Consider the following 25,152-nt stretch of genomic DNA (forward strand, 5'->3'; position numbering starts at 1 on the left):
TGGCGACTAGTTCGTCGGGCAGACCGCCGAGACCTCGTTCAGCGAGGACTGCACGTCGGTCTGGGCGTCCTTCGCCTCGGCGGAGTCGCTCGAGCCGCTGGAGGTGAGCGCCGAGGCGTACTCCTCCGCGTCCTCGCTGAAGTCCTCGAAGGCGTCGTGGACGTCGTCGTTGGTGACCTTCGGCAGCGCGGCATCGAGCCGGTCGGCGAACTCACCGATGATCGCGGCACGCGCAGCCGGATCGGCCGGCGCCGACGACGACGTCTGCTCGTCGATGAACGACTTGAGCTCGTTCTCGACCAGGGCGCACGCCTCGGTCTTGGTCTGCGCGGGAGCGGCGGCCGAGGTCTTCGACGGAGCGGATGTCCTGGACGGAGCGGGCGTGTCCGACGAGTCGCCGTCGTCCGATGACCCGCCGGAGCAGCCCGCCAGCAGCGCCACGGCGACGAGCGCCGTGGTCACCGCGGTGAAGGTGCGGCGCATCAGGAGTTGCACTCCTTCTGGAAGGCGTTGCCGGCGTCCTGCACCTTGGTGCTGGACTTCGTGAGCGCCGAGACGTCCGCCGACTGCGGGTCGTCAGCAATGTCCTCGATCTGGTCGACGAGGTCGCCGTAGGCGTCCTCGAACGCCTCGCCCTTGTCCTGCAGGTCGTCGTCGGACAGGTCGTCGACGCCGTCGGAGATCTTCTCGTCGAGCTCCTTGAGCTTCGTGACGGCGGCGTCCGGGTCGGACTGCAGGTTCGCGGCCTCGGACTGCACGCCCTCGGCGGCGGACTTGACCGTCTTCTCGAACTGGGTGCACTGGTTGGCCTTCGACGGCCCGGTCGAGCAACCGGCGAGCAGGGTGAGCGCGAGGCCGGCGGTGGCGAGCGCGATGAACTTGTTCTTCGGCATGGTGGAGAGTCCCCCTCGATCGGTCCGCACTCCCCCGGATGAGGTGCAGATCCGTCATCGAGCGTACATGGGGCACTCACAGGATGACCGGCCGCCCGGCGTACCGTCGAGAGCATGCCCGCCATCACGTTCGACGACACCACCATGTCCGTTGCCGACCTGCCCGACCCGGTGCCCGCCGCGGGCGAGGTGCTCATCGAGGTCGCCGCCGCCGGGGTGAACAACGCCGACCTGCAGCAGCGCGCGGGGAACTACCCGCCGCCGCCCGGGGCCTCGGAGATCCTCGGGCTCGAGGTCTCCGGCACCGTCCGGGCACTCGGCGACGGCGTGACCTCGGTGGCCGTCGGCGACCGCGTGTGCGCCCTGCTGTCCGGCGGCGGCTACGCCTCGCTCGTCGTGGCTCCCGCGACGCAGGTGCTGCCGGTCCCCGACTCGGTCGACCTGGTCGAGGCCGCCGGCCTGCCCGAAGCCGCCTGCACCGTGTACTCGAACGTCGGCATGCTCGCCGGACTCCGCCCCGGGCAGACCCTGCTCGTGCACGGCGGCACCGGCGGCATGGGCTCGCACGCCGTCCTGTGGGCGAAGGCGCTCGGTGCCACGGTGATCGCGACGAGCGGCGGCGACCGCAAGGTCCAGGCGTCACGTGACCTGGGTGCCGACCTGGTGGTCGACCACCGCACCGAGGACTTCGTCGAGCGCGTCCTCGCGTTCACGGACGGCGTCGGGGTCGACGTGGTGCTCGACGTCGTCGGACCGTCCTACCTGGCGCGGAACCTGCAGGCCCTCGCACCCAACGGGCACATCGCCGTCATCGCCTCGGGCAGCGGCAGCACTGCAGAGCTCGACCTCGGCGCGCTGATGCGGAAGCGGGCGTCGATCAGCGGGACGACCCTGCGCGCCCGGCCGCTCGCCGAGAAGGCCGCGATCGTCGCCGCCGTCCGTGAGCACGTCTGGCCCTTCGTCGCCGACGGCAGCGTCCGACCGGTCATCGACACCGTCCTGCCGCTCGCCGAGGTCGAGGAGGCGCACCGGAAGGTCCGCGACGGCGAGGTCGTCGGGAAGGTGCTGCTGACGCTCTAGGCGCGTGGGCGGGCGGCGCCCGGGTGCCCTGCGCCCGGGCCTGCCGCGCCCGGGTCTGCCGCGCTCGGCCGCACCAGGTCGAGCACCTGCCCGCACTTCGCGCCGAACGTCGCGCGGAGCAGGTCCGCCGCGTCACGGTCCTCGTCGAACCGCGCCGGCATGTCGATCGCGAGCATGATCGCGAAGATCATCCCGCTGCCCAGGAAGCCCTGCACCTGGTCGTCCGGGATCCCCGCCTCGTCCCGCAGGAACCGGTAGATCTCGAGGAAGCCGTCGCGTGCGGCCGCACCGATCGCGGGCTCGGCACCGGAGACGAACCCCTGCAGCAGCACGGTGTGCAGGCCCTGCTCGGCAGCGAGGTCGACGAACTGCTCACCGATGACGTGCGCCGGCACGTCGTCCGGGCCGAGGGTCGTCAGGGTCTCCCGCCAGGCGTCGAGCAGGATGCCGAGGGTGTCGCGGAAGACCTCGAGGAACAGCGCTTCCTTCGACCCGAACATCCGGACGACGTACGGCTGGCTGATGCCCGCCGCCGAGGCGATCTGGTCGGTGGTGGTGCCGTGGTACCCCTGGCGGCCGAACACCCCGCGTGCGGCTTCGAGGATCATCGCGCGACGCTGCGCTGCCGGCATCCGGACGGCTGTCTCCGTGCTCATGGTTGACATGTTATCAGTCGATTACTACAGTCCGTCGAGACAAGTAATCATCGGATTACCAACGACTGGAGACACCATGTCCCGACGCATCCCCGTGTGGCTCGCGATCGCCGCCGCATCCCTCCCGATGTTCATGGCGACGCTCGACAACCTCGTCGTCACCAGCGCACTCCCCGCCGTGCACGCCGACCTCGGCGCCTCGGTCGAGGAGCTGCAGTGGATCACCAACGCCTACACGCTCGCCTTCGCCGCCCTGATGCTGCTGGCCGTCGGCCTCGGCGACCGCATCGGCCGCCGCCACCTGTTCATCGCCGGCATCGGCGTCTTCACCGTCTCGTCGGCCTTCGCGGCGATGAGCACCGACCCGACCGCCCTCATCGTCTGGCGCGCGGTCGAGGGGGCCGGCGCCGCGGCGATCATGCCCCTGTCGCTGACCCTGCTCGTCGGCAGCGTCCCGGACCGCCTGCGCACCGTGGGCATCGGCGTCTGGGGCGGTGTCTCCGGCCTCGGTGTCGCACTCGGCCCGCTCATCGGCGGAGCCGTCGTCGAGAACTGGAGCTGGGAGGCGATCTTCTGGCTCAACGTCCCCGTCGGCGTGATCGCGATCCCGCTCGCCCTGTTCGCCCTGCCGAACACCCGTGGTGCCCGGGTCCGGACCGACGTCCTCGGCGTCGTGTTCGCGGGCCTCGGGGTGCTCGGCGTCGTGTTCGGCATCGTCCGCGGCAACGACGCGGGCTGGACGAGCACCGACGTGCTGGTCGGCCTCATCGGTGGCGGTGCACTGCTCGTCGCGTTCGTCGTCCGCCAGGCCACGACGGCTGCACCGCTCCTGCCGCTCCGGTTCTTCCGCGACCGCAGCTTCACCCTCGCCAACCTCGTCGCCATGACGTTCTCGTTCGGCGCCTTCGGGTCGGTCTTCATCCTGATCCAGTTCCTGCAGGTGGTGCAGGGCCGGTCACCGCTCGAGGCCGGCGTCTGGACGATGCCGTGGACGCTCGCACCGATGGTCGTCGCGCCGCTCGCCGGGATCATCGCACCACGGGTCGGCACCCGGGTGCTCATCGCCGGCGGCATGGCGTTCCTGTCCGCCGGACTGTTCTGGATCGCCGCCACGATGTCCGCCGACGTCACCTTCACCGGCCTCCTGCCCGGCTTCCTGCTCGCCGGCATCGGCATGGGCGCCGTGTTCGGGCCAATCTCGACCGCGGTGCTCGCGCGGATGCCGCAGGACGACCACGCGAAGGCCTCCGGCGCGAACTCCACCCTGCGCGAGATCGGCGTCGCGCTCGGCATCGCGGTGCTCACCGCCGTGTTCACCGGTGCCGGCGGCCAGCTCACGCCCAGCGGCTACGTCGACGCGGCACAGCCCGCCGTGCTGGTCGGAGCGGCCGTCGTCGCAGCCTCGGCACTCGTCGCCGTGTTCCTGCCGGCAGGTCGCGGATCCCACGTCCCCGACGTGGTCGCCGATGACGACCTGGGCCCACGCCGCCGGTTCCGGGTCGACGCGCCAGCGGCGAGCCGGCCGTGACGGTGGGGAGAGGCCCGGCCCACGCCCGCCGTCCCGGCTCCCGTCGCGTAGTCGCCCGGTCTGGTCCTAGGCGTGGACGCGGGAGAGGAACTCGACCAGCGCCGGGTGCTGCGGGGCGTCGAGGACCTCGGCGGGGACGCCCTGCTCGACGACCTCTCCCCGGTGCAGGAACACGATCCGGTCGGCCACGTTCCGCGCGAAGTGCATCTCGTGCGTGGTCATCAGGATCGTCGAGCCCTGCCGCTTCAGCTCGGTGACCAGGTCGAGCACCTCGCCGACGAGCTGGGGGTCGAGGGCGCTCGTGACCTCGTCGAGCAGCAGGAGCTCGGGGTCGGACGCGATCGCCCGGACGATGGCCACACGCTGCTGCTGGCCGCCGGAGAGCCGGTCCGGGTAGGCGTCGGCGAACTCCGCCAGCCCGATCCGTTCGAGCAGCCGACGCGCGGTCGCCTCCGCCTCGGCCCGGCCGACGCCGTGCACCTGCCGCGAGGCGAGTGTCACGTTGTCGAGCACGCGCATGTGCGGGAACAGGTTGAACTGCTGGAAGACCACGCCGATCCGCGCCCGGACGCCGTCGACGGCGATGCGGGGATCGGCGATGTCGGTCCCCTGCAGCAGGATCTCGCCGTCGTCGATGCCCTCGAGCAGGTTCACCGTCTTGAGCAGGGTCGACTTGCCCGAGCCGGACGCCCCGATGACGCAGATGACCTCGTGGCGGTGCAGCGTGAGGTCGATGCCGCGCAGGACCTCGTGCTCGCCGAAGGCCTTGCGCAACCCGCGCAGTTCGAGGACCGGAGCGTCCGCATCCGACGCACCACGGGCCTCCTGGCAGCCCTCGCTCATACGGTGCCTCCGATCTGCTCGCGCCGCTGCTGGCGGCGCGCGATCGTGTCCGTGACGCGGATCAGCGGCAGGCTGATCACCACGAACAGCAGCCCCGCGACGAAGTACGGCGTGAAGTTGTAGGTCTCCGCCTGCGCGATCTGCGCCGAACGGACCGCGTCGACGGCGCCGAGGATCGACACCAGGCCGACGTCCTTCTGCATCGAGACGAAGTCGTTCATCAGTGCCGGCGTGACCTTGCGGATCGCCTGCGGCAGCACCACGAGCCGCAGCGTCTTGGCGTGCGAGAGCCCGAGCGACCGCGCGGCCAGACGCTGCGAGGGGTGCACGGCCTCCATGCCGGCCCGCAGGACCTCGGCGATGTACGACGAGTACGTCAGGACGATCGCGATGGTGCCCCAGACCTCAGCGGGCAGCCGCGGGAACACCCCGAGACCGGGGATCCCGTAGCCGACCAGGTACAGCACGATGATGAGCGGCAGGCCGCGGAACAGGTCCGTGTAGCCGGTCGCGAGCATCCGCAACGGGAAGAAGACCGGGTTCCGCAGGCCCCGCACCACTGCGAGCAGCGTGCCGAACACGGCGACGCCGATGGCACTGAAGAACAGGATCCGGACGTTCAGCCAGAGGCCCAGCAGGATGTCCGGGAACGTGTCGATCGCGGTCTGCGGGTCGAAGAATGACTGCTGGACCGCTGCCCAGCCGGGGGTGTTCACGACACCGAAGTAGGCGATCGCGATCACCACGAGCGTCGACACCACCGACACCACGATCGACCGGCGTCCGCGCTGCCGGCGGTAGAGCCGCCGCTCGGCCTCGACCTGGCTCGGCGCGGCTGCGGCGACCGGGGTACCGGCGCCTGCTGGCACGGTCATGCGGTTACTTCAGGACCGGGGTGTTGGTCTCCGAGGAGAGCCACTTGGTCTGCAGGTCCTCGAGCGTGCCGTCGTCCTTGAGCGTCTTGAGCGCCTTGTCGACCTTGCTCGTGAGTTCCGAGCCCTTCGGCAGGACGAAGCCGAACTGGTCGCCCTTGCCGTCCGACGGGAACTGCGCCGACACCGTGCCGTCGTCGAGCTGCGCTGCCGCCATGTAGAACGCCGTCGGCAGGTCGGTGACGATCGCGTCGATCTGGCCCGACTTGAGCGCCAGGACGGCGTCGTCGTTCGAGTTGAAGACCTGCGGGGTGATCCCCAGCACGCTCTTCACGCTGGCGATCGACGTGGACCCGGTGGCGACGCCGATCGCATCCTGCTTGAGCGCGGCGATGCTCGTGTCGTCGACGGCCTTCGAGGTGCTGGTGGTCACCACGGCCTGCGTGGTCGTGTAGTACGCGCTCGACATGTCGACGGCCTTCTTGCGCTTGGCGTCGATCGAGAACTGCTGGACGTTGAGGTCCCAGTCCTTCGGACCCGGTGCGATCGCGCTGTCGAAGGTGCTGCGCTTCCACACGACGTCGGACTTGCTGTAGCCCATCTCCTTCGCGACCGCGTAGGCCACGGCGGACTCGAAGCCCTTGCCGGACTCCGGCTTGTTGTCCTCGATCCACGGCGAGTACGCCGGCTCACCGGTGGCGATCGTCAGCTTGCCGTCGGTGACGGTGCCGTCTTCGTTGCTGCCGCTGCCGGCGGCGCACGACGTCAGGGCGAGGGCGGCGACCGCGGCTGTTGCGACGGCGAGGGTGAAGCGGAGGGATCGGGTCACGGTCGGGCCTTCGTGCGAGGGGGTGGGGGCAGGTGGAAGTGTACTTCGCGGTGGGATACCAACGCGACTCCTGGCGTCTCACGCGACCCGGTCCCGTGTCACACACCAGTCGACGGGTCGACGTCGGGCCGGTAATCTGGCGAAGCGGGCTGAACCGAGCGCATGCTCGGCTGAGGTCTGAGATCAAGGGGCGCCCCACCACGGGGTGCCCCCTTTCTGCGCTCTGGACGCCCTCCGCCCGCTCTGTCCCGCAGACCGACGACACCCTCGCGCCGAGCGCACCAGGCGATCCGCCGAGATTTGCAGTCACAGCCGGTCGCGCATCAGCCTCCGATGCCGACCCAACGTCGACGACGCGGGAGGTCACGGCAACGACTTCTCGTCCGGCCAGGAGACGGGTTGCCGAGATCGCTGTCGCTGTGCAGTATGTGTTCATCCGGTAACACTTCACCGGCTACCCAAGGGTGAGAGATGACCAAGAAGAACACATTTTCTGCTGTCCTCGTGTCGACCGCAGTCGCGGCTTCAGTGCTGGCACCCGCCGTCCCGGCGCATGCAAGCAGTGAACGCCTACGGACCTCGATCCCGCCACACGTCGTGGTCGATGGGAGCTTTGATCCCGACAGTGAGGTCGTGATGGTCGGCGACGGCCCCACGACCCAGTCCGGTAACTGCAAGGACCGCGCCTTCACGGTGCTACCGGTCATGGGCCAGTCCGTCAACGGCTGCAACGTGATCGGCTGGAACGCCGCAGCGCGGGCCCCCTACAAGTGGTACAAGCACATGGGTACCACCAACCCCTGCATCTGGGGCAAAGGGTTCAACTCCAAGCACGCACCCACCTGGACGGCGATCGGCTGTGGCTCGGGGCAGACGAAGACCGTTCCGTGGGGCAATGTTGCCGGCACCAAGAAGATGAAGGGGCTCACCGCGGTCGGCTGGGCCGGCGTGCAGTGGCAGTGACACGGCACAGCATGCGGCGACGCGGGCTCGGGGTCATCGCCTCGAGCTGCGTCGCCGCAGCTCTTCTGTCGGGTTGCGCATCCGGCGAACTTCGAGCGGCTCCTTCCGGCCCGGCGTCCCGGCCCGACGAGCCTGCGCTCGACGTGGCTTCGATGCAGTCAATCGCTGATCAGCTCCGCGATTCCGTGCCGTGCGAAGACGCCGACGCGTTGCTCGATGACCTTTCCTTCTGGGACGCAATGCGGGGATTCGATTGCTTCAACGGTGGTGATGCAACGTTCGTCCGCGCCTACGCTCACACCGCGTCCGTTCCTCAGACGCTTGAGGACTGGGCCGACACGTTCAACGGGGAACGTGCCGTCGCTCGCGGTGAGAACTGGTACGTGATCGGACCACCTGCCATCGTCGCGGCGTTGGACGCTCCTCCAGACGCGCCGAAGATCGCCGGGGATGCCGGGTCCCCCACGAAGCTGACAGCGGAGCAGGAGTACCTCACCACCTGCACGCAGTTCGTCGCGAGCGAGGGAGAACGATACGTGAACCATCCGGGTGAGCGCAACGAGACAGCGGCCCAGTACGACAGGTTGTTCCCAGCCGTCACTGCCGAAGTGCACAGAGCAGTCGACAGCCTCGGCAGGGACCGCATCCGCAAGGTCCCGGACACGGAGCGATGGGCAGCAGCGCTCTCACCGATCGGTCCTCGCCTCAAGGCGAAGTGCGCGACCGCGTACGAGAAGGTGGCCGCCACCGTGAGTCCAGTCGAGGGAAGCCCGTGACGAGCACGTCCAGGCCTGCTTCGGAGCGCACCGCGGTCGCGACCACCGGAACGATCGCATCACTCAGCAGCACCGTCCTGTCCGTCGACAACCTGCTCGGCTTCGGTGGCTCCCACCTGTTCGGCTTCGGCGCGACGGCGTTCTTCGTCGCGTTGGCCTTGCTCGGTGGATCGGCCTGCATGGTGTTCGCAGTGCGTGGACGTGATCTCGCACCCGGCGTCGCCGCCGCATCCGTGGCGGGGTTCGTCGTGACACAGTCGCCGGCTCTCGGCACCGATCTGTGGCTCCCGCTGTCGACCGCGTTGCACGCGCTCGTGCCGCTGGCGTTCGCGGCCTCCGCGCTCGTCACATGGAGCAGATCTCCGATGAAGGTGTTGCGCGTGGGGTCGTCGCTCACGGCGATCCTGGCGGTGTCGTGGGCGGTGGGCGGGTTCGTGCCGCTGTGGCTCGAGTTGTTCCTGGCCCTGCAGGCGGCAACGCTGCTCGCAACCACAGCCCTCATGGCCGGCCCGTTGCTTCCACGTGTTGCTGGCTTCGTGCGCAACATCTGGGACAACGCAGCAATCCGCTGACCAACCCTCACCACTCGACGCCGCGGTCACGGAAGTGGTACGTCAGTCGGCCATCGTGAAGTCCTCGAACGAGAAGCCCGGTGACACCAGGCAGCTCAGCAGCACCTCGCCGTCGTTCGGGATCGTCCGCTGCCACACGCCACCGCGCACGAACGCCTGCGCGTCGTTCACCCGGTCGCGACCGGCGTCGGGCCCGAGGGTGATCCGCGCACCGGGCTCGGGAGCATCGTCGGATCCACCGAGTTCGAGCTCGACGGTGTCCGGACCGTGCCACATCCAGATCTCGTCGCTCGTCACCCGATGCCAGGCCGAGGCCTCGCCCGGGGGCAGCAGGAAGTGGATCAGGGTCGCGGCGGGGCGGTCCCCCGCGGGCGTCGTCACCGTGGCCGGCGACGTCCAGGTGCGGACGTACCAACCGCCCTCGGGGTGCGGCTCCATGCCGAGGGCGATGGCGCGCTTCGGCACGTCGAGCCACTCGATCAGTGCGCCGTCGACGGTGCGACGGGCGGCCATGCCGGGGCGGGGTGCGGTCTCGGTCATGATTCCTCCACAGGGATGACAGGGCGGGCAGGGCGGTCGGGCGATGACGTGGGCACGCCGGTCAGTGCTCCGTCGACGGCCCGGACGACCCCGCGGATGACGGTCGCGGACGCACGCCCGGCACCGTCCTCGACGAGCTCGGCGAGTGCGTCGGGCACGGTCCGGGCGTCGACGTCGAAGACGGCCAGGTCGGCGCGGGCGCCCACGGCGAGGTGGCCGATGCGGTCCGGGCCGACGGCGAGGCCCATGGCGTGCGCGCCACCGAGGGTCGCGGCAGCCAGGAGCCGCTCGTGCAGGTCCCGGTGCCCGTAGCCCTGGGCGCGGGCGATCCGGTGCAGGGCGGTGACGTCGGCCATCAGGTCGAGGGACGGCGACGACGACAGCGAGTCGGTGCCGATGGCGATCGGGCTGCCCTCGCGCAGGTAGTCGGCGACGGGCGGCGGGTCGAGGCCGATGACGGCGTTCGACCGCGGGCACAGGGCGACGGCGGTGCCGCGGGCGCGCAGGAGCGCACGGTCGGCAGCGGTCATGTAGACGCCGTGCGCGATGTGGCAGTCCGGGCCGAGCACTCCGAGCCGGTCGACGAACGCGGTGGCGCTCGCCCCGAACCCGAGGGCTCGCAGTGCCCGGAACGAGGGCACGTTCGCCAAGTGCCAGTCGTTGCCGTGGCCGACGCCGTCGACGCCGTCGAGTCCGGGGACCGGTCCGAGGGCGATGCGCTCCCCCTCGAAGGCAGCTTCGCCGAGGTGCAGGTGCAGCCGGAGTCCGCGCTGCCGGACGATGTCGGGGAGTTCGAGGAGGGGCGCGACCTCGAGCGAGTACGGCGCGTGCGGCGACAGACCGGCGCCGGGGGTGGTCGGGATCCGGGCGAGCTCGTCGAGCACCTGGTCGCGGCCGTGCGACTGCCACGCGTCGTTCTCCCAGTCCATCACCTCCCAGTAGGCGATGCCGCCGAGCCCGGCGTCCTCGAGCGCGGTGGAGGCCTCGATGTCGGTGACGATGTCCGCGATGCTCGTGACGCCCGCGCGGATCGAGGCCGCGGCGCCGGCGGCCGCTTCGGCACGCCAGTCGTGCGGTTCGGCGTAGACCTCGTTGAAGGCGGCCGCCCAGTCCTCGAATCCGTCGTACTGCCGGGTGCCGACACTGGCCATGCCGGTGTACTGCAGGTGCGAGTGCGCGTTGACGAGGCCCGGCAGGAGGGCTCCGCGCCACTGCCGTTCGGTGAACGTCGCACCCGAGCCGGCGAGCTGGTCGACGACCCAGGACCGGTCGCCGACGTGCAGGATGCGGCCGTCCTGCACCGCGACCGCGCCGTCGGCGATCGGCGGCGCGGTCATCGGCACGACCACGCGCGCCGAGTGCACGACGACGGAGTGGTCGGCACGCGGGTGCGCGGCGCTCGGGTGCGCGGCGCTCATGCCGGGTCTCCGAAACGACGCGTCCGGGCGTCCGGCTCGCGGTCCGCAGGGTGTTCGGCAAGGTGGACGGGAGGAACGGGGCGCGCTCCGAACGCGGCGAGCGCCACGCGGGCGGTCGCGTCGTCGACCGCGGGATCGATGGGCACGACGGCTCGCTCCAGTTCGTCGCCGCGCTCCAGCAGCATGCGGACGGCCCCGAGCTGCGCGGCGAAGGACAGGTCCATGATCTCGATCGGGTTGCCCTCGGCCGCCGTGATGTTGATGCACCCGCCGCCGTCGAGCACGATCGGCCCGCCCTCGGCGTCGGGGAACACGAGGCGCTCGGCCTTCGGACCCACTGGCCGCAGTTCGGCTCCGGCGGCGCGGGCGTCGTCGAGCGCGACCTCGTGGTCGGCCCCACCCGCGACGGCGACGACGGCCCCGTCCGCGCACGATCGCAGCACGCGCAGGTCGATGGTGTCGGCGACCCCGGTGGCGCTCACCACGAGGTCGGCGTCCTGCACCGCCTCGGCGAGCGGCGCGACGGCGTGACCGGCGAAGAGCGCCTGCAGGGCGCGCACCGGATCCGTCTCGGCGACCGTGACCCGGAACCCGAGGGCGGAGAGCACCAGCGCGACCCCCTCGCCGACGTGCCCGAACCCGGCGACGACCGCCGCGCCTCTCCCCACCGGCACGGCCGGCCCGCCGCTGGCGCGTCGGTCCGGAACCGGCGGCGTGGGCCCAGGCCGCACTCGGTGCATGCCGGACGGGAGCCCGTCGACCAGGTCGAGCACTGCGAACACCGTCGACTGCCCGGTGCCGTACCGGTTGTCGAAGAACGTCTTGGTGCGGGCGTCGTTGACGGCGATCACGGGGATGCCGAGCTCGCCCCGCGACGCCATCACGCGCAAGGGTCGGAGGCCGCTCGTGGTCTCCTCGGCCGCGCCGAGCATCGTCGGCAGCAGGTCCGGACGCTCCTGGTGGGCGAGCCGGATGACGTGGGAACCGTCGTCGAGCAGGATGTGCGGCCGGGTGTCGAGCATCGCGAGGGCGAGCGCCTTCTGCTCCGGTAGCGAGGCCGTGCTGCTCGCGTGCACCGTGAGTCCCGCTGCCCGGAGCGACGCGGCCACGGCGTCGTCGGTCTCGTCGGCGTGCGCGTAGACGACGACCTCGGCACCGGCGTCGCGGAGGAGCAGGCTCAGCACCGCCGTCTTCGGCTCGAGGAACATCGCGACGCCGATGCGGGTGCCGCGGAGCAGCCCGCCGTCGCGGAGTTCGGCGGCGACCGCGCGCGAGACGGGCATCGAGCGTCGTGCCCAGCGCAGCCGGGCGTCGGCGGCCGGGTCGTCCTCGGGGTCGCGGCCGGTGGAGACCAGGAAGACGTCGTCGGAGAGCATCGGGACGCCGAGCACGCCCGGGCGGGCGGTGACGACGGGGCCGAAGGCGTCCTCGTCGACCGCGGGCAGGTGCCGGCCGGCGTCGATCACGATGAGCGTGGCGCCGCGGGGGCGGTGCGCCTCGCGCTCGATGACGGGGGTGGAGTCGTCGGGGGAACCGAGGCACCAGAGCTGGTCGATCGGTTCGTGCTCCGCGGCCGGACGGGCGCCGAGTCCGGTGAGCAGCCCGTGCAGTGCCGCGGCGTCGCGGGGGTCACCACCGACGATGCGGAACCGACGGGCCGCGACGAGCAGGTTCGTGACCGCGGCGAAGCGTCGGACGGCCGCCGACGCCCAGGATCGCGTCTCGGGGTCGGGTCCTGGCGGCATGCCCCAATCGTAGGGAATGCGCGGGGGTCCGCCGACGTACTCTCTGGGCATGAGCGATGCATCCACGACCGAAGTGTTCGACAAGGTGACGATGTTCGGTGCGGACTGGTGCCGCGACTGCCGCCGGTCCAAGGCGCTGCTCGACACCATGGGTGTCGACTACGAGTACGTCGACGTCGAGCAGGACCTGTCGGCGGCCGACCGTGCCGAGGCGATCAGCGGGCGGAAGAACATCCCCGTCGTGGTGCTGCCGAACGGCAAGCACTTCGTCGAGCCGTCGGACGCCGAGCTGCGCGCCGAGCTCGAGGCCTCCGGCGCCGTCTGAGCTGCGGCTCGGCCCGAGACTCGGGCAGCTCGCCCCGAGACTCGGGCTGAGCGACTCGTCTCGGGGCTCCGCGCCCGAGTTCTGTCGCCCACCCCGAGTCTCGGGGGAACGCGGCACCTGCGCGCCGGGCGGACATCGGATGAATCGGGCATCATGAGGGCGTGATCATCGACGCTCACCACCACCTCTGGGACCCCGCCGACCGGCCGTACCCCTGGATGGACGACTCCGTCGCCCCGATCCGCCGCCGGTTCGACGTGGACGACCTCCGTGCGGCGACGCGGGACACCGGCGTGACGCGGACCATCGTCGTGCAGGCCGTGCACGATCCCGACGAGACCGCCTGGCTCCTCGAGCAGCCCGACCCCGTCGCGGGCGTCGTCGGCTGGGTGGACCTGACCGCGCCGGACGTGGCGGACCGGATCGCCGCCGTCCGTGCGCTCCCCGGCGGTGATCGCTTGGTCGGCATCCGGCACCTGGCACAGGACGAACCGGACCCGGACTGGCTCGGCCGCTCGGACGTCGCCCGCGGGGTGCGATCCCTCGCCGGTGCCGGCCTGGTGTTCGACGTCCTCGTCCGAGCGCGGGAGCACGCCGCTGCGCTGGCCCTGGTCGACGCCGTCCCCGACGCGTCGTTCGTCCTGGACCACGCCGGCAAGCCGGACATCGCGCACGACGATGCCGAGTCGGCGGCGGCCTGGCGCGGACGGATGACCGACTTCGCCGCACGGCCGAACGTCACGTGCAAGGTCTCCGGCCTGTTCACCGAGGCCGGCCCGGACTGGCGAGACCGCCCCGTCGAGCAGTACGCCCGCGAGGTCGTGGAGCAGTTCGGCCCCGATCGGGCGATGTTCGGCTCGGACTGGCCGGTGTCGACCCTGGCGACCGGGTACGCCGACGTCGTGCAGCGGACGACGGACGCACTCGCCGACCTGTCGACGACCGAGCACGACGCCGTCTTCGGCGGCACCGCGGAACGCATCTACCTTGTCCCGGGGACCACGCAGACATAGGATGTTTCTGGCTGCACTGGCGCAGCCGGAGAGCGAGGAACGATGCAGTTCGCACGACTCGGCCCGGTGGGGAGCGAGATCCCCGTGGCCATCGACACCGACGGCGAGGTCGTCGACCTCCGCTCGATCACCAGTGACATCAGCGGGGCCTTCCTGGCCTCGGACCCGGTCGGCCGCGTCGACCACGCCCGCAGCGCCGGCGACCTGACGATCATCGGCCGAGACCGGGCCGACGGCATGCGCCGCGGGGCACCGATCGCTCGCCCCGGCAAGGTCGTGTGCATCGGCCTGAACTACCGCGACCACGCCGCCGAGACCGGCGCCGACATCCCCACCGAACCGATCGTGTTCATGAAGGACCCGATGACGGTGATCGGCCCCGACGACGAGGTCCTGATCCCCCGGAACAGCACGAAGACCGACTGGGAGATCGAGCTCGCGATCGTCATCGGGCGCACGGCTCGGTACTGCGAGACCGATGCGGACGCCGAGGCCTCCATCGCCGGCTACGCGATCGCGAACGACGTGTCCGAGCGCGAGTTCCAGCTCGAGCGCGGTGGGCAGTGGGACAAGGGGAAGTCCTGCGAGACCTTCAACCCGCTCGGCCCGTGGCTGGTGACGCCAGGGTCGCTCGCCGACGCCGGCCTCGACCCCGCGGCACTCGCGCTCCGGCTGACCGTCAACGGCGAGGTCCGGCAGGACGGGACCACCGCCGACATGATCTTCCGTCCTGCGGAGATCGTCCGGTACCTGTCCCGGTTCATGGTGCTGTACCCCGGCGACGTCATCAGCACGGGGACCCCGGCGGGCGTCGCGCTGGCGGGACACGCGCCCTACCTGCAGCCTGGCGACGTCGTCGAGCTCACCGCTGACGGGCTCGGCTCGCAGCGCCAGACGGTCGGAGCAGCCTGATGGCGGACGCAACCGGCAACACCGGCAACACCGGCGGCACCGGCAGCGCTCGCAGCGCCGGCAGCCACGACGGCGTCCGGGCCATCGTCACCGGGGGCGCGTCCGGCATCGGCGCAGCGATCGCCGCCGCCCTGCAGGACCGCGGTGCGACGGTCGCCGTGCTCGACCTGCAGCCGTCGGCCGTCGATGGGTTCCTCTCGGCCACGTGCGACGTCAGCGACGACGCCTCGGTCCGCACCGCCGTCGCCACCGCCGTCGAGCAGCTCGGCGGCCTCGACGTCCTGGTCAACAACGCCGGCATCGGCGCACAGGGCACGGTCGAGGACAACGACGACGACGAGTGGCGCCGCGTGTACGAGGTCAACGTCCTCGGTGCCGTCCGGTTGTCGCGGGCCGCGCTCCCCCACCTGCGGGCCTCGGGCAACGCGAGCATCGTGAACACCTGCTCGATCGCCGCCACCGCCGGGCTGCCCCAGCGGGCGCTGTACTCGGCGACCAAGGGTGCGATCGCCGCCCTGACCCGCGCGATGGCCGCCGACCACATCCGCGAGGGCATCCGCGTCAACGCCGTCAACCCGGGCACCGCCGACACCCCGTGGGTCGCGCGGTTGCTGTCGACCGCGGGCGACCCGGCCGCCGAGCGCGCTGCCCTCGAAGCCCGGCAGCCGCACGGTCGGCTCGTGCAGGCGGAGGAGGTCGCCGAGGCGGTCGCCTACCTCACGAGCCCGCTCGCCCGGTCCACGACGGGCGTCGACCTGGCCGTCGACGGCGGGATGCAGGCCCTCCGGCTGCGGCCCGCCTGATGGTCGGCCCGTGACGACCGGGAGGCCCGGCTATCGTCGACCTGTCGGCTCGCGTCCGCGAGCGGGCCGGGATCAGGAGGTGGTGACGTGGCGTCGCTGACCGACGATGCGATCGCGCGCATCCAGCAGATGATCGTGAGCGGTGAGCTCCAACCCGGGCAGCGCCTCCCGCCCGAGAAGGAACTGAGCGAGTCGCTCGGCCTGTCCCGGAACAGTCTGCGCGAGGCCGTGAAGGCCCTTGAGCTCATCCGCGTGCTCGACGTCCGCCGCGGCGACGGCACCTACGTGACGTCGCTGGAACCGGGCGTCCTGCTCGAGGCCGTGTCGTTCGTCGTCGACATGCACCACGACCGGTCCCTCGTCGACCTGCTCGAGGTCCGCCGCATCCTCGAGCCCGCGTCCGCCGTCCTGGCCACCGCGCGGGCCTCGGAGCAGCAGATCGACGAGCTCGCCACGCTGATGCAGTCCGTCGGCGAGGACACCGGCGTCGAGGACCTCGTCGCGCACGACCTGCTGTTCCACTCGACGATCGCGGGCATCGGCGGCAACCAGTACCTGTCCGGGCTGCTCGACGCCCTGTCGAGCAAGACCGTGCGGGTGCGGGTCTGGCGGGGGCTGACGCAGAACGGCTCGGTGCAGCGCACCCTCGACGAGCACGCCGCCATCGTGGACGCCATCCGACGCCGGGATCCGCAGCTCGTGCAGGCGCTCGTGGTGTCGCACGTCGAGGGTGTCGAGCGCTGGTTGCGGCGCTCCCTCGACTGAAACCGAGAGCGCGTGCAGGTGGGTGGGTGTTGCGTTGGTCGTCGGCCCTGACTCCGGCAACCATGCCGCGGCAACCGCACCCACGAGGAGGAAACCGTGATCGGTCTCATCATCAGCTTGATCATCATCGGACTCATCGCCGGCGCCATCGCCCGGCTCGTCATCCCCGGTAAGCAGAACATCGGCATCCTCATGACGATCGTCCTGGGCATCATCGGCTCGTTCGTCGGTGGGTTCCTGGGGTACCTGATCTTCAACCACGACGCCAACGACAGCTTCTTCCAGCCGGCTGGCATCATCGGTTCGATCATCGGCGCCATCATCGTGCTGTTCATCTACACGCGTTTCGCCGGCCGCGGCGCCAAGACCCGCTAGGCAGGTCGCACCGGGCACGACCCGGCGCACAACCGAAGTCACCCCGAACCACGCATCCGTGCGGTTCGGGGTGACTTTGGTCGTGCGGGGCTCAGGCGCTGAGCAGGCCCGCGGCGCGCAGGTCCTCCCACAGGGCCTTCGGCACCACGGCCACGGCCCGGGCGACGTTCGAGCGCACCTGCTCGGCGGACTGCGCGCCGAGGGCGATCGCGGCGACCGCAGCCGCACGGCGCGGGAACGCCAGCGCCGCTTCGGGCAGCGTGACCCCGTGCCGCGCGCAGACGTCGGCGATCGCGTTCGCCCGCGCGACGAGTGCCGCCGGCGCCGTGGCGTAGTCGTACGTCGCCGTGGCGTCCGGCCGGTCCTGCCCGAGTAGTCCCGAGTTGTAGACACCGACCGCGACGACCGCGACGCCGAGCGAGGCGCACCGGTCGACGAGGTCCGCCGCCGGCTGTTCGAGCAGTGTGTACCGTCCCGCGAGCATGACCACGTCGCAGAGCCCGGTGGACACCGCGGCGTCGAGGGCTTCGACCGAGTTCGACCCGACGCCGACGGCCCGGACGACACCCTCGTCCCGCAGCTCGGCGAGCGTCGGCAGCGCCTGCGTCAGGCCGTCCTCGAGCGAGTACACGTCGGGGTCGTGCAGGTACGCGATGTCGACGTGGTCGAGTCCGAGCCGTCCGAGCGACTCGTCCAGTGACCGCCGAACGCCCATCGGCGACGGGTCCCACTGCCGCACGGTGTCGTTCGGCACCGCGAACCCGCCGGAGGCCATGTCGTCGCCGTCCCCCCGCCCGGGGACGAGCAGCCGCCCGACCTTCGTCGACACCAGGAACGAGTCGCGCGGGCGGTCGGCGAGCGCCGCCCCGAGCCGCCGCTCCGACAGCCCGAGGCCGTAGTGCGGCGCGGTGTCGAACCCGCGCACGCCGGCCTCCCAGGCAGCGTCGACGGTGGCACGGGCGTCGTCGTCGGACACCGGGCGCAGCAGGTTGCCGATGCCGGCGCCGCCGAACCAGAACGGACCGCGGTCGAGGTCGAGGTCGAGGTCCTTCATGCGTCCACCTGGTCCGCCAGGGACCAGACCCGCGGCACGCCGTCGTCGTTCCCCGAGTAGTCGTCGTCGGCTTCGAGCAGGGGGTTGATCGTCTCCTGCCACTCCGCGTTGACCGGGTCGTCGGCGAGCGCCCGGCGCATCGCGCGGTAGTCCTCGACCTCGATCAGGTGGACCAGGTCCTGCCCGTCCCGCCACACCGTCCAGTCGTGCACGCCGGCGTCGCGCAGTCGGGCCGCGAGCGCGGGCGGGATCGAAGCGTGCACGGCGTCGTACGCGGCCTCGTTCCCCGCCCGCAGCCGGGTCCTCGACAGGATGCGCTGCATCAGTCGCGCAGGAACAGTTCGACCACCGGCACGGCGACGTCGGGTCGCACGATCGGCAGCGTGAGCGTCAGCGTCCCCGCCGGCTGCCCGCCGAGCCCGGTGTTCTGCGCACGGGTCCCCGGCGGGATCTCGCGGAAGTGCAGCTCCGACGCGTCGTTGAGCAGTTGGGCGTAGGCGACGCGTCCGGCCAGGTCGGGCAGGTGCACGTGCTCGAACGGCCACGCGAACAGGTGCAGGTACAGGCGGTTGCCGTTCTGCGTGTACACGGTGTTGCGCGGCGCGACGAACGACGACGGTCCGGCGCCGTAGACGGAGCGGGCGTGCTGGTGCATCCACGTCCCGATGCCGTCGAGGGTCTGACGCGAGACCCCGTCGAACTCGCCGCGGCCGGTGGGGCCGATGTTGAGCAGCATGTTCCCGTTGTTCGAGACGCCGTCGACGAGCATGCGGACGAGCAGGTCGACGGGCTTGAGGTTCACGTTGTCGCGGTCGTAGCCCCACGACCCGTTGAGCGTCTGGCAGGCCTCCCACGGCACCTGGGCGCCGTCGACCTCCATCGGCTTGTCCGGCTGGTACTGCTCCGGGGTGACGATGTCGCCCGGCAGGTCGAGCCGGTCGTTGACGATGATGCCGGGCTGGAGCCGCCTGGTCAGTTCGAGCAGCTCCGAGGATCCCCAGTCGTCCCGACCCTTGCCGCCCCAGATGTCCTCGTGGTCGTTGTCCCGGTACGAGAAGTCGTAGAACAGGTAGTCGACCTGCCCGTAGTCGGTGAGCAGCTCCTCGACCTGCCCGTGCAGGTACTCCCGGTAGCGCGACATGTCGCGGCCCTGGTTGAACGCCTCGATCTCCTCGGGCGAGTCGTCGCGCCTCGGGTGCACGCCGTCGACGGTGAAGTCCGGGTGGTGCCAGTCGATGAGCGAGTGGTAGAAGCCGACCCGCAGCCCCTCGGCCCGGACGGCGTCGACGAACTCGCGCACGATGTCGCGGCCGAACGGGGTGTTCGTGGACTTGTAGTCGGTGAGCTTGCTGTCCCAGAGGCAGAAGCCCTCGTGGTGCTTCGTGGTGAGCACGACGTACTTCATGCCGGCTTCGCGAGCACGGCGGGCCCAGTCGGCGGCGTCGAACAGGTCGGGGTCGAAGTGGTCGAAGTACTTCTGGTAGTCGGCGTCGGTGATCCGTTCGCGGTTCTTCACCCACTCGTGCCGTGCCGGCAGGGCGTACAGCCCCCAGTGGATGAACATGCCGAACCGGTCGTGGGTGAACCAGGCGGGCAGGCCGCTCGCGTCGGTCGCGGTCTGCGGCTCTGCAGGTGCGGTGATGGTCATGAGGCCAGTGTTCCTTTCAGAGGGGGGAGGGGTGTCACCGGCCGCCGAGGCCGCTGGTGACGATGCCCTTGACGAGGTGCTTCTGCAACAGGACGAGCAGGATCACGGTGGGCAGCATCGAGATCACCGACGCCGCCATCACGAGGTTCCACTCGGAGCCCTGCTGGCCGAAGAACTGCTGCAGGCCGAGTGGGATGGTGCCCCGGGCCTCGACGTCGTTGACGATGACGAGGGGCCAGAGGAACGAGTTCCAGTACGAGATGAACGAGAACACCGCGAGGACGGCCATGGTCGGTCGGGCGAGCGGCATCATCACCGAGAAGAAGGTCCGGATCGCACCGGCTCCGTCGACCCGGGCGGCGTCGTCGAGTTCCTGCGGCACGGTCAGGAAGAACTGCCGGACCAGGAACGCGCCGAGGGCCGTGAACGCCCACGGGATGATGAGCGCCTGGAACGTGTCGACCCAGCCGAAGCCCTGCATCATCACGTACATCGGGATGACGAGGACGTCCTGCGGGATCATCAGCGTGACGAGGAACAGCAGGAACACCGTGTTCCGGCCGCGCCAGCGCAACCGTGAGAACGCGTACCCGGAGAGCACGGCCACGGCGACGTTGATGGCCGTCCCGACCGCAGCGACGAACACGCCGTTGAGGATGAAGCGGGCGAACGGCAGGTAGGTGAACGCCTGCACGTAGTTGTCCCACTCGAGCGAGCGACCCCAGAGCGTCGGCGGGGTGGTGAACACCTGGTCGGCGGGCTTGAGGCTCGTCGCGACCATGTAGATGAGCGGCGAGACGAACAGGAGTGTGACGAGGCAGAGCAGGGCGTACCCGATCGCGTGCCGGACCCGCCCCGGTCGTGGCGCGGACTTCGTCCTGGCGACGGCACGGGGGTTGACCGTTCGGTTCGACGTCGTGGCAGCGACGTGCCCGCGGACCGCTTCACTCATAGTGCACCCACCGCTTCTGCCCGAGGAACTGGACAGCTGTGATCCCGAGGATGATGACGAACAGCACCCAGGCGCCGGCCGAGGCAAGACCGAGCTGCTGGTTCTGGAAGCCGGTGTTGTAGATGTACTGCACGAGGGTCTCCGTCGCGGTGCCCGGGCCGCCCTTGGTGAGGACGAACGGCTGCACGAACACCTGGAACGAGGTGATCAGCGTCATCATCGTCGCGAAGAACACAGACGGCGAGATGAGCGGGAACTTGATGGCCCAGAAGGTCTGCCAGGCGTTCGCGCCGTCGAGCTGCGAGGCCTCGATCTGGTTCTCCGGCACGGCGTCGAGCGCCGCCGAGAAGATCAGCATGTTGTAGCCGAAGCCCTGCCACACGCTCATCGCGACGATGGCGAGCATCGCCCAGTGCTCGTCGGCGAGGAAGTTCGGCGCGTGCACGCCCACGGTGGACTGCAGTGACGCGTCGATCGCCCCACCGGGCTGGTACAGCATCCGCCACACCACGACGTTCGCGACGATCGGCGTGATGGTCGGGATGAAGAACAGGACGCGGAAGACGTGCCGGCCGGCGATCCGCGGCGTCAGCCAGGCGGCGAGCCCGAGCGACACGACCAGGTTGAGGGGCACGTAGAGCACCACGAACAGCGCCGTGTTGAGGGCGACGGTGCGGAAGACCGGGTCGGCGAAGAGCCGGGTGTAGTTCTCGATGCCGGCCCAGCTGCGCTCGCCGAGCATGGGCCAGTTCATGAAGCTGACGACGAGTGAGGCGACGATCGGGAACGCCGTGAAGACGACGAGTCCGATCGAGTGCGGTGCCGCGAACGCGGCGCCCCACCAGGAGCGGCGCCCGAGCGCGCTCGTGTCCTCGCTGTCCTTCCGCCGCGGGGTGGCGGCTCCGACCGCGATCGCGGTCGCGACCGCGGGGACGGCCGCTTCGGCCGGTGGGTCCTGGATGGTGGTCATGCGACGACCTCCTCGTCGTTCGCGCGGTCCTGAACAGGGGATGGATCGGACGGGAGGCCCGTGGCGGGGCCGCAACGGGCCTCCCGTGGCGATCACTGGTTCAGCTGGTCACTGCGTGCCGAGCTGGCCGGCGATGGAGGACATCGTCTCCTTGCCGGAGGTCTGCCCGTTCACCGCCTGCAGGGCGTACTGCGTGAACAGCTGGGAGAGCTGGTCGCTCTGCTTGTTCCCGAGGAGCGGCGAGGACTTCGCGAGTCCCGCCTTGAGCGCGGCCTCGGCGCCGTCGATGCCGGCGCTCGAGTACCACGCCGACTGGGCAGCGGTGCGGCCGGGGAAGGCTCGTCCCGCTTCGGCGAGCGACGTCAGGACCTTCTCGCTGGTCATCGTCTGGACGGCCTTGAACGCCTGCTCCGGGTACTTGCACTGCTTCGAGACACCGAAGCCGGAGCCGGCGGCGAAGGTCGACGGGCCGGACGTCCCCGCGGGGAGCGTCGTGACCCCGAGGTCGAACTTCACCTTGGCCTTCTGGCTGATGAGCGACCACGGACCGTCGGTGTACATCGCGACCTTGCCGGCGGCGAAGTCGTTGCCCGGCGTCGACGCGTCCGACGACGCCTGCGTCGCGTAGCCCTTCTCCACCAGTGTCGAGAGCCAGTCGAGGCCGTCCGCGAACTTCGCGTTCGACGCGTCGAGCTCGCCGTCGGACGTGATCACCCGGCCACCGTTGTAGCCGTAGACCATCGACTCGAGGTTGAGGTCGCCCACCGTCGAACCGAACATGGTGACGCCCTTCGCCTTGAGCGCGGCGCCCGCCGCCTCGAAGTCGTCGACGGTCCATCCCGGCTTCGGCTCGGCCACGCCGGCCTTCGTGAAGACGTCCTTGTTGTAGAACATCATGATGGGCCCGGTGTCGTAGGGCAGGCCGTAGAGCTTCCCGTCGACCTTCATGCCGTCGAGCGCGGTGCTGTCGAACGCGGACAGGTCGGTGCCGTCCTGCTTCGCGAGGTCGTCGAGCGGCAGCAGCGACGACGTGTAGTTCGCGGTGCGGAGCGACTGCATGCTCACGACGCACTGGGCGCCGCCCGCGCTCAACTGCGTGCTGAGCTTCGTGAAGTAGTTCTCGAACGGCGCGCCCTGGATCGTCAGGGTGATGTCGTCCTCGCTCTTCACGGTGTCGGCGACCTTCTGCCAGGCGGCTTTGTCCTCCTTCCCGGCGATCCACATGGACCAGGTCAGGGCGTCCTTCGACTGGCTTCCACCGGCACTGCTGCCGGAGGAACAGCCGGTGAGCACGAGGGCCGCGGCAGCTGCTGCCGCGAGCCCGGTGATGATGCGTCGTCGTTGCATCGGAGTCTCCACTTCGTCGTGGTGATGGGGTGTGTGGGGTGGATTGCTGGCTTGCTGGATCAGGCGACGCGGACCGCGTCGGGGACCGTCTCCGCGTCGACGACGGCCCAGGCCGGGCCGTCCGGGAACGCGTAGGCGTCGAGGGAGTCGGCGAGCATCTCGGTGCCGGCTCCCGGAGCGGTCGGCGGCCAGTAGCGGCCGCCGTGGACGTCCACCGGGGTCACGAAGTGCTCGTGCAGGTGGTCGACGAACTCGATGCACCGGGTGTCGAGGTCGCCGGTCAGCGCGACGGCGTCGAACATCGACAGGTGCTGCACCGCTTCGCACAGGCCGACCCCGCCGGCGTGCGGGCACACCCGGACGCCGTGCTTCGCGGCGAGCAGCAGGATCGCGAGGTTCTCGTTGACCCCCGCGACCCGGGTGGCGTCGATCTGCAGCACCGACATCGACCGGGCCTGGATGAGCTGCTTCGCGATCACCCGGTTGGCCATGTGCTCGCCGGTCGCGACCGGGATCGGGGCGATGCGCCGGGCGATCTCGGCGTGCCCGAGGACGTCGTCGGGGCTCGTGGGTTCCTCGACCCAGGCGAGGTCGAACGGGCTCAGCCGTTCGATCCAGCGGACGGCCTCGTCGACGTCCCACCGCTGGTTGGCGTCGACCGCGATCCGGATGTCGGGGCCGACCGTGGCGCGGGCGATGCCCATCCGTCGGACGTCTTCGTCGACGTCGCCGCCGACCTTGAGCTTGATCTGCTCGAAGCCCTCGTCGACGGCCTCGCGGCAGAGCCGGGCGAGCTTCTCGTCGTCGTAGCCGAGCCAGCCCGGGGTGGTCGTGTACGCCTGGTAGCCCTGCGCTTCGAGCCGGGCCCGACGGGTCGCACGGTGCGGTTCGGCGGCCCGGAACAGCTCGAGCGCCTCGTCCGCGGTGATCGCGTCGGTGAGGTACCGGAAGTCCACCAGGTCGACGAGCTCCTCGGGACTCAGGTCCGCCAGCAGCGCCCACAGCGGCTGTCCCGCGCGCTTGGCTCGGAGGTCCCAGAGCGCGTTCACCACGGCGCCGATCGCCATGTGCATGACGCCCTTCTCCGGGCCGAGCCAGCGCAGCTGCGAGTCGTGGACCATCGCGCGCCAGGTGCCGCCCATGTCGGCGAGGACCGCTTCGGCGTCGGCGCCGACGACGTGCCCGCGCAGGGCGGCGATCGCGGCTTCCTGCACCTCGTTGCCGCGGCCGATCGTGAACACGAAGCCCGTGCCGACGTGTCCGTCCAGGGCGTCGGTCGTGATCTCGACGTACGCGGCGGAGTAGTCGGGCGCGGGGTTCATGGCGTCGGATCCGTCGTGCTCCCGAGAGGTCGGGAAGCGGATGTCGCGCACGTGCAGACCGGTGATGCGGCTCATTCGTGTCTCCTGCCGTCCGGTCTCCGTCGACCGAACGAGGCAATCAAAACATCGGATGTCTCGCGCGTCAAGAGAACTCTTCGTCACGTTCAGGTCTCGAACGGGGCCGAGTCGTCGGATGGCTGCACAGATTGCGACCGGGCCACCGCTCGAGGCGAGTCTCGGGGTCAGCGACAGTTCTCGCGCTCCGCGGCCCGTGAGGTGTCGCTCAGCGCGAGACTCGGGGCGCCGCCACGCGTCTCAGGCGGAGGCGAGCCGGCCCATCTCGGCCACCACGCCGCGGAGGCGGTCCGCCAGCTCATCGCGCGAGCCGTCGGCGAAGCGATGTGCCGACTCGATGAGCGCCGCCATGACGAGTGTCACCGCGGTCCGTGCGGAGTCGACGTCGGTGCGCTCGGCGGCGACCGTGAACACGGCGAGCCGGGCACGCGCCATCCACTGCAGCATCGCGGGCACCATCTCCGGTCGCGCCTGCACGAGTTCCTTCATGCGGCGGCGGTCCGCGGGCAGTGTCACCGTCCGGGCGACGAGGTCGCAGAGGTCCGACACGAGCGGGCCCTCGGCGGTCAGGAACGCCTGCCGTGCCGCCTCGGGCACCGAGCTCTCGGGGAGTCCGAGTGCTGCGTCGCCCTTCGACGGGAAGTAGTTGAAGAAGGTGCGGGGCGAGACGCCGGCGCCGGCGCAGATCTCCTCGACCGTGACGCCGGCCAGGCCCCGGTCGGAGACCAGCGCCAGCGCGGCCTGGTGGATCGCGTGCCGGGTCTGCTGCTTCTTGCGTTCCCGCAGGCCGCTGTCGCCTGCCGGGTGCGATTCGATCGTGCTCACTGCTGCTCCTGGTGCGGGTCGGGGCCTCCCGTCTGGTGACGAGAGGCCCCG

28 protein-coding genes are annotated in these 25,152 nt (G+C 70.6%); 11 read left to right on the plus strand and 17 right to left on the minus strand.

The features are described 5' to 3' along the window. Positions 1–6: 6 nt before the first annotated feature. Together DEJ14_RS16075 and DEJ14_RS16080 are read right to left on the minus strand one after the other, a co-directional pair. Positions 7–483: a hypothetical protein gene (locus tag DEJ14_RS16075; protein ID WP_111086307.1), complete on the minus strand. Its 477-nt coding sequence runs from the start codon at positions 481–483 to the stop codon at positions 7–9. Beyond that, on the minus strand, positions 483–893 hold the full coding sequence (locus DEJ14_RS16080; protein ID WP_111086308.1) for a hypothetical protein: 411 nt from the start codon (positions 891–893) through the stop codon (positions 483–485). The genes DEJ14_RS16075 and DEJ14_RS16080 overlap by 1 nt, the downstream gene beginning before the upstream one ends. 114 nt (positions 894–1,007) lie before the next feature. Here DEJ14_RS16080 and DEJ14_RS16085 point away from each other — a divergent pair, with 114 nt between their 5' ends. After that, the gene (locus DEJ14_RS16085; RefSeq protein WP_111086309.1) at positions 1,008–1,973 is read left to right on the plus strand and encodes an NAD(P)H-quinone oxidoreductase; all 966 of its coding nucleotides are present in this window, start codon (positions 1,008–1,010) and stop codon (positions 1,971–1,973) included. Here DEJ14_RS16085 and DEJ14_RS16090 read toward each other — a convergent pair. Next, on the minus strand, positions 1,970–2,629 hold the full coding sequence (locus DEJ14_RS16090; RefSeq protein WP_181437620.1) for a TetR/AcrR family transcriptional regulator: 660 nt from the start codon (positions 2,627–2,629) through the stop codon (positions 1,970–1,972). The genes DEJ14_RS16085 and DEJ14_RS16090 overlap by 4 nt on opposite strands. A gap of 76 nt (positions 2,630–2,705) precedes the next feature. Between DEJ14_RS16090 and DEJ14_RS16095 the strand changes: the two genes are divergently transcribed. Beyond that, positions 2,706–4,157 carry a DHA2 family efflux MFS transporter permease subunit gene (locus DEJ14_RS16095; RefSeq protein ID WP_111086311.1) on the plus strand — a complete coding sequence of 484 codons (1,452 nt, stop codon included), beginning with the start codon at positions 2,706–2,708 and terminating at the stop codon, positions 4,155–4,157. Between the two features lie 66 nt (positions 4,158–4,223). On the opposite strand, the gene DEJ14_RS16100 is transcribed toward DEJ14_RS16095, so the two are convergent. From DEJ14_RS16100 to DEJ14_RS16110, 3 genes are read right to left on the minus strand one after another with little or no spacing between them, the layout of a single operon-like run. Further along, positions 4,224–5,000 (minus strand): amino acid ABC transporter ATP-binding protein, encoded by a 777-nt coding sequence (locus tag DEJ14_RS16100; protein WP_111086312.1) that lies wholly within the window; start codon positions 4,998–5,000, stop codon positions 4,224–4,226. Then, on the minus strand, positions 4,997–5,875 hold the full coding sequence (locus tag DEJ14_RS16105) for an amino acid ABC transporter permease (protein WP_111086313.1): 879 nt from the start codon (positions 5,873–5,875) through the stop codon (positions 4,997–4,999). The genes DEJ14_RS16100 and DEJ14_RS16105 overlap by 4 nt, the downstream gene beginning before the upstream one ends. Before the next feature lie 4 nt (positions 5,876–5,879). Next, the gene (locus DEJ14_RS16110; protein WP_111086314.1) at positions 5,880–6,701 is read right to left on the minus strand and encodes an ABC transporter substrate-binding protein; all 822 of its coding nucleotides are present in this window, start codon (positions 6,699–6,701) and stop codon (positions 5,880–5,882) included. Between the two features lie 471 nt (positions 6,702–7,172). Here DEJ14_RS16110 and DEJ14_RS16115 point away from each other — a divergent pair, with 471 nt between their 5' ends. The 3 genes from DEJ14_RS16115 to DEJ14_RS16125 all read left to right on the plus strand — a co-directional run bounded on the left by DEJ14_RS16115 (position 7,173) and on the right by DEJ14_RS16125 (position 9,012). Next, complete coding sequence (locus tag DEJ14_RS16115) at positions 7,173–7,664, plus strand: hypothetical protein (RefSeq protein ID WP_131846092.1); 492 nt, start codon at positions 7,173–7,175, stop codon at positions 7,662–7,664. A 143-nt stretch (positions 7,665–7,807) separates the two neighbouring features. Continuing rightward, positions 7,808–8,440: a hypothetical protein gene (locus DEJ14_RS16120; RefSeq protein WP_131846091.1), complete on the plus strand. Its 633-nt coding sequence runs from the start codon at positions 7,808–7,810 to the stop codon at positions 8,438–8,440. Further along, the gene (locus DEJ14_RS16125) at positions 8,437–9,012 is read left to right on the plus strand and encodes a hypothetical protein (RefSeq protein WP_111086317.1); all 576 of its coding nucleotides are present in this window, start codon (positions 8,437–8,439) and stop codon (positions 9,010–9,012) included. Before DEJ14_RS16120 ends, DEJ14_RS16125 begins: the two co-directional genes overlap by 4 nt. A gap of 42 nt (positions 9,013–9,054) precedes the next feature. Here the strand turns inward: DEJ14_RS16125 and DEJ14_RS16130 are convergent, their stop codons facing one another. The 3 genes from DEJ14_RS16130 to DEJ14_RS16140 are packed head-to-tail and all read right to left on the minus strand — an operon-like array spanning position 9,055 to position 12,715. Further along, positions 9,055–9,552: a cupin domain-containing protein gene (locus DEJ14_RS16130; RefSeq protein WP_258373342.1), complete on the minus strand. Its 498-nt coding sequence runs from the start codon at positions 9,550–9,552 to the stop codon at positions 9,055–9,057. After that, the gene (locus DEJ14_RS16135; RefSeq protein ID WP_258373343.1) at positions 9,549–10,970 is read right to left on the minus strand and encodes an amidohydrolase family protein; all 1,422 of its coding nucleotides are present in this window, start codon (positions 10,968–10,970) and stop codon (positions 9,549–9,551) included. Before DEJ14_RS16135 ends, DEJ14_RS16130 begins: the two co-directional genes overlap by 4 nt. Next, positions 10,967–12,715, minus strand: a complete 1,749-nt coding sequence (locus DEJ14_RS16140; RefSeq protein ID WP_111086318.1) for an adenosylhomocysteinase — start codon at positions 12,713–12,715, stop codon at positions 10,967–10,969. The genes DEJ14_RS16135 and DEJ14_RS16140 overlap by 4 nt, the downstream gene beginning before the upstream one ends. Before the next feature lie 49 nt (positions 12,716–12,764). Between DEJ14_RS16140 and DEJ14_RS16145 the strand changes: the two genes are divergently transcribed. The 6 genes from DEJ14_RS16145 (at position 12,765) to DEJ14_RS16170 (ending at position 16,908) form a co-directional block, all read left to right on the plus strand. Further along, complete coding sequence (locus tag DEJ14_RS16145) at positions 12,765–13,040, plus strand: glutaredoxin family protein (protein WP_111086319.1); 276 nt, start codon at positions 12,765–12,767, stop codon at positions 13,038–13,040. A 161-nt stretch (positions 13,041–13,201) separates the two neighbouring features. Further along, complete coding sequence (locus DEJ14_RS16150; RefSeq protein ID WP_111086320.1) at positions 13,202–14,053, plus strand: amidohydrolase family protein; 852 nt, start codon at positions 13,202–13,204, stop codon at positions 14,051–14,053. A gap of 42 nt (positions 14,054–14,095) precedes the next feature. Then, positions 14,096–14,965, plus strand: coding sequence for a fumarylacetoacetate hydrolase family protein (locus DEJ14_RS16155; protein ID WP_111086321.1), 870 nt, complete (start codon positions 14,096–14,098; stop codon positions 14,963–14,965). Next, positions 14,965–15,768, plus strand: a complete 804-nt coding sequence (locus tag DEJ14_RS16160) for an SDR family NAD(P)-dependent oxidoreductase (protein WP_111086322.1) — start codon at positions 14,965–14,967, stop codon at positions 15,766–15,768. Before DEJ14_RS16155 ends, DEJ14_RS16160 begins: the two co-directional genes overlap by 1 nt. Positions 15,769–15,855: 87 nt before the next feature. Continuing rightward, positions 15,856–16,533, plus strand: a complete 678-nt coding sequence (locus tag DEJ14_RS16165) for a FadR/GntR family transcriptional regulator (protein WP_111086323.1) — start codon at positions 15,856–15,858, stop codon at positions 16,531–16,533. 96 nt (positions 16,534–16,629) lie between these two features. Beyond that, a complete protein-coding gene (locus DEJ14_RS16170; RefSeq protein ID WP_111086324.1) occupies positions 16,630–16,908 on the plus strand; it encodes a GlsB/YeaQ/YmgE family stress response membrane protein in 279 nt (92 codons plus the stop codon). Between the two features lie 91 nt (positions 16,909–16,999). On the opposite strand, the gene DEJ14_RS16175 is transcribed toward DEJ14_RS16170, so the two are convergent. From DEJ14_RS16175 to DEJ14_RS16210, 8 genes are all read right to left on the minus strand, one after another. After that, positions 17,000–17,962, minus strand: a complete 963-nt coding sequence (locus DEJ14_RS16175) for an aldo/keto reductase (protein WP_111086325.1) — start codon at positions 17,960–17,962, stop codon at positions 17,000–17,002. Continuing rightward, on the minus strand, positions 17,959–18,285 hold the full coding sequence (locus DEJ14_RS16180; protein WP_111086326.1) for an L-rhamnose mutarotase: 327 nt from the start codon (positions 18,283–18,285) through the stop codon (positions 17,959–17,961). The genes DEJ14_RS16175 and DEJ14_RS16180 overlap by 4 nt, the downstream gene beginning before the upstream one ends. Beyond that, on the minus strand, positions 18,285–19,610 hold the full coding sequence (locus tag DEJ14_RS16185; RefSeq protein WP_111086327.1) for an alpha-L-fucosidase: 1,326 nt from the start codon (positions 19,608–19,610) through the stop codon (positions 18,285–18,287). The genes DEJ14_RS16180 and DEJ14_RS16185 overlap by 1 nt, the downstream gene beginning before the upstream one ends. 34 nt (positions 19,611–19,644) lie before the next feature. After that, positions 19,645–20,562 carry a carbohydrate ABC transporter permease gene (locus DEJ14_RS16190; protein WP_111086328.1) on the minus strand — a complete coding sequence of 306 codons (918 nt, stop codon included), beginning with the start codon at positions 20,560–20,562 and terminating at the stop codon, positions 19,645–19,647. Then, positions 20,555–21,532 carry a carbohydrate ABC transporter permease gene (locus DEJ14_RS16195; RefSeq protein ID WP_111086329.1) on the minus strand — a complete coding sequence of 326 codons (978 nt, stop codon included), beginning with the start codon at positions 21,530–21,532 and terminating at the stop codon, positions 20,555–20,557. Before DEJ14_RS16195 ends, DEJ14_RS16190 begins: the two co-directional genes overlap by 8 nt. A gap of 108 nt (positions 21,533–21,640) precedes the next feature. Beyond that, positions 21,641–22,879 (minus strand): ABC transporter substrate-binding protein, encoded by a 1,239-nt coding sequence (locus tag DEJ14_RS16200; RefSeq protein WP_235035775.1) that lies wholly within the window; start codon positions 22,877–22,879, stop codon positions 21,641–21,643. Positions 22,880–22,938: 59 nt separating this feature from the next. Then, the gene (locus DEJ14_RS16205) at positions 22,939–24,276 is read right to left on the minus strand and encodes an enolase C-terminal domain-like protein (RefSeq protein WP_111086331.1); all 1,338 of its coding nucleotides are present in this window, start codon (positions 24,274–24,276) and stop codon (positions 22,939–22,941) included. A gap of 240 nt (positions 24,277–24,516) precedes the next feature. Continuing rightward, the gene (locus DEJ14_RS16210) at positions 24,517–25,101 is read right to left on the minus strand and encodes a TetR/AcrR family transcriptional regulator (protein ID WP_111086332.1); all 585 of its coding nucleotides are present in this window, start codon (positions 25,099–25,101) and stop codon (positions 24,517–24,519) included. Between the last annotated feature and the right edge of the window lie 51 nt (positions 25,102–25,152).

Origin of the sequence: Curtobacterium sp. MCJR17_020 (assembly GCF_003234365.2) — a bacterium.
Classification (GTDB): Bacteria; Actinomycetota; Actinomycetes; order Actinomycetales; family Microbacteriaceae; genus Curtobacterium.